The sequence below is a fragment of the Neobacillus drentensis genome, from assembly GCF_036962765.1.
Taxonomy (GTDB): domain Bacteria; phylum Bacillota; class Bacilli; order Bacillales; family Cytobacillaceae; genus Neobacillus; species Neobacillus drentensis_C.
This window is the reverse complement of sequence record NZ_JBALOS010000321.1, coordinates 1-3,644: the sequence shown is the minus strand read 5'-3', so window position 1 is coordinate 3,644 and position 3,644 is coordinate 1. Positions and strand designations below refer to the sequence as shown.

Below are 3,644 nucleotides of genomic sequence, written 5' to 3'. Positions count from 1 at the left end.
AAAAAGAAAAGATTATTTTTCCTGATCGAAATGAGAACGGAGAAAGAATATATGATGAGACGCATCTTACATGGATGAAATTTGTGATGAAATTAAAGCAGACACAAATGCCGATTGCACAAATAAGAGAATATATCGATTTAGTAAGACAAGGAGAAACTACAACTCAAGCAAGGATTAAACTTCTTGAGAAGAACATAGAAGTTCCATTCTAAATCAGATAAATAACTTATTATCCACAGAGAAGATGCTTGATAAAAAAATTATTGGTTATAGAGACTACATTAAAACACACAAAGCCATCCCGACCAACAGTCCTAAATGAATTATAAGGAGTGCCCTCATAAATAAATAAAGAGAGTGTCCTTCTAGCGGGCACCCAGAGATAAGGTTTATGTTGTAATCTTATTGTGCTCTGCTACAATACGTTTCCAAGTTGCTGGACCAATAATCCCATCAGCGGACAAACCAAATTGTTTTTGAAAGGCGATCACAGCTTTATTGGTTCTTTTACCAAAAATACCATCGGCTGCAAGCTTAGGAATTGCTGAATAAACCTTTGAAATGTCATTTAGATATTGCTGTATTAACAAAACACTCTCACCCTTAGAGCCTACACGGAGAAGCATTCCAGGATAAGGTGGATCCGTTTCAGGTGGCGGTTCAGTTGGTGGAACAATCCCGGGAAGGGGTTTAGGGATTTCCACATTCCCTTCAATCCCTTTATAAACCCTATAAAGCATATCCCAAGTCGCACGACCAACAACTCCATCAGGCGGCAAATTAAATGTTTTCTGAAACTCCATAACTGATTTTTTTGTTGTAGCTCGAAACATTGCATCTCGTATGACAGAAGGTACAGTGGGGTAAAACCATGAAATCGTATTAAGAATAAATTGCAATTGAGCGACAGGCGCACCTTTTGAACCTTCTATTAAAACGACAGTTGGCGGAACTTCTCCTATATCGATCCATTCTCCTTCACTTTCAAGTTCTCCACCGCTACATATAAATAAGATATTTTATACCATGTCTCTTTCCCGATTACCCCATCGGGCGTTAGTCCAAAAATACTTTGAAATGTTTTAACTGCTTCAGTCGTTTCGCTTCCGAACATTCCATTCGGATTAGCGATTTGTGGAATAAGCGGATAATTGACTCGTATTCTGTTTAAATACCTTTGCATGGTCTCAACACTAGGACCCTGATTTCCCTCCCTTAAAGCTGCACCGGGATAGGACTCTGCTACGCTAATCGTATTGTTCGTTTCTACTACCTCAATGTCATCAGGGTAATAATGATCAAGTATTTGAAAAGGATTCATACCTTGTTCTGCAAGGTCAACTGTACCCCACTGTGAAAGTCCCCCTGGGCATGTTGATGTTGTTCCATTACAGAACATTGTAAAAAACGGTTCTTTATGCCCCTGTCTCCGAACGTATTGGTTAAATATCTTGTCAACAATCACACTTATGTTTTCAAATACATCTCTTCCATCCACAAAAGCTTGGTCAACACTTGTAGAATTTGTTATATCAAAATCATAACCTCTCGACCTATACCATTCTGTGTACACTCTGTTTAGAGCAAAAGTGATTTGAGCGTATATGTTCGCTTCAAGAGAAGCTTGTGGCCAGGTTGGATAGATTCCGCTTGATGCTACGTTTTTGATATAATCAATAAATTTCACGCGAACATTTCTTGCCCATGAGTCAGGGTGGGCAAGATGTACCGTAATGTATTCAGGAATCGCTACATCACGAAGTACTTTAGGTTGTACTTTAGGCCCTTGTTGTTTCCGACCTACTTGAGTTTGAAGTCCGTGTGAGGGGATATTTACTTCCCTTACCAAATTGCTTTTTTCAAATGTCCTCGGTACAGGCGCCATACTCACTGGTAATGTGGATGTTACAGTGTCAAATACCTGGACACCACAAATTATATTTGTGATGAATTTTGCGTGACTAACCTCCACATCATATGTTGAATAATGTGGACCAGGATTGTTAGATCTTAACGTACTAGCTTTATCTGGAGCGTACAATGGTACCGCTTCAGTATTTCCACTCTCATCGGTTTTCAGTTGTTTAAGAGTTTTCCCACTGGAGTCTTTCATAACAATATTTGCACCGCTTACCGGTAAAGCACCATCTCCGGCACGCGCTGCTATTTTTAAATATCCTACCCCCATTATTAACCTCCAAATAGTGGATTTATATAATATTCGTCTTCATTATTCATTATATTTCACGAAGGATATTATATGAATCCGTGTTAAAAATGGAGGGAAAACTCTCTCGCTGGAAATTTGCCCGTTACATGCTTTATGTGATTCGCTCTTCTCCGTTTAAATACAGTCCTCCTTCTTCATACTAATAAAAAAAGGAGTGACTATGCCTGCATTAGGAACCGCTTGCGGCTTTCCGCCGATGCACCAAACAGTGGAAAGGTAATCACCAGTGGTATTAAAAACTGGGCAAGGCTAACTCCAAGATTCCCTAAACCGCCATTAATCCCAAGAGCTGACCCCTGTTTTGCCTTTGGAAAAAAAGGGCCCATTGCCGCCATAGAGGATGCGAAATTCCCACCACCAAGACCAGCGACCGTTGCCATCGTCATGTAGGGTGTATTAGGATTTTGCAAGGCAATCCCTAAACTGATTACTAGAACAAGTAGAATCAGGGTCGATAAAAACGTCCATGTTTTTCCTCCAGTATAGTCTTACTTGGGTGGGTGATTTTGCTCATAAGGAAGGTGTGGCACTTTTTTAGGAATATAGTTAATGACATCTGAAGAATATATCTCGATAGTTAACTTGTTCCCTACCGTTTTTGATTGAATTAGTATTGGTTGATTGTATTTATTTTTAAAAACAAAATCTGGTCCATTCCAACTAACAGTGGCATCCCGCCCAGGTGGAATGTATGTAACCTTTCTGCTGTGTGAGAAGCGCTGAGTAACTTTTAATCCCGCATTATCTACTGCATTAAAAAGGGTAGATGATACCTGACAGATTCCACCGCCAATATCTTTTGCTAATTCACCTCTTAGGATCACTGGTGCAGGCATGTATCCTTTTCCTGCTGTTCTTTTTCCAACAACTTTATTAAAGGAAAATATTTCACCTGGAAAAAGAACAAAATTATTAATAGCTTCTGTTGCAAGATAAATATTATTGGTTCTTTCTTTGTTAGTTATATTGAAGGATGTTACATATTTTCCGATTTTTTCATTTTGAATATTTCCAAGTAATTCACTGTCAACTCTTGGATAAATTGCTAGTAAGGGGACCTCTATTTTAGGTGAACCATTGTTAAAATAATAAGAAAAGACTTTTTCTGTAAAGCTCTGACGATATAAACGGTAACCAACATGTTCAGGTATAATTTTTCCGGACTTATCTTTAATTGCATTTTTAGGCATTTTAGAAATATGTTTGTCAATTTGATCCATACATTTGTTTAACTTTTCTGTATTAATAATAGGTATTGCAGGTAAGTTCATCGATAAATCAGCACAATTAACAACCGATAAAGGGTGCCCGTTGTTAGTGATTAATAAACTGTCTGGCATATTCACTTGCTGAGATAAAAATAATAACCCAAGTAACCAAGTAAAATTCATTTCCACGATGCCTCCTTTCC

At 38.3% G+C, this 3,644-nt stretch carries 5 protein-coding genes; 1 reads left to right on the top strand and 4 read right to left on the bottom strand.

Annotation, left to right across the window (positions count from 1 at the left end; all coding sequences use genetic code 11):
- Nucleotides 1-215 (top strand): MerR family transcriptional regulator (locus V7137_RS28290; RefSeq protein WP_335701144.1); only part of this gene is annotated, 215 nt, incomplete at its 5' end.
- Between the two features lie 177 nt (nt 216-392).
- Here the strand turns inward: V7137_RS28290 and V7137_RS28285 are convergent.
- The 4 genes from V7137_RS28285 to V7137_RS28270 form a co-directional block, all read right to left on the bottom strand.
- Nucleotides 393-935, bottom strand: coding sequence for a peptidoglycan-binding domain-containing protein (locus V7137_RS28285; RefSeq protein ID WP_335701145.1), 543 nt, complete (start codon nt 933-935; stop codon nt 393-395).
- 26 nt (nt 936-961) lie between these two features.
- Nucleotides 962-2,191 (bottom strand): peptidoglycan-binding protein, encoded by a 1,230-nt coding sequence (locus V7137_RS28280; RefSeq protein ID WP_335701143.1) that lies wholly within the window; start codon nt 2,189-2,191, stop codon nt 962-964.
- 200 nt (nt 2,192-2,391) lie between these two features.
- On the bottom strand, nt 2,392-2,643 hold the full coding sequence (locus V7137_RS28275) for a hypothetical protein (protein ID WP_335701142.1): 252 nt from the start codon (nt 2,641-2,643) through the stop codon (nt 2,392-2,394).
- Nucleotides 2,644-2,721: 78 nt separating this feature from the next.
- Nucleotides 2,722-3,624: a VanW family protein gene (locus V7137_RS28270; RefSeq protein ID WP_420490195.1), complete on the bottom strand. Its 903-nt coding sequence runs from the start codon at nt 3,622-3,624 to the stop codon at nt 2,722-2,724.
- Between the last annotated feature and the right edge of the window lie 20 nt (nt 3,625-3,644).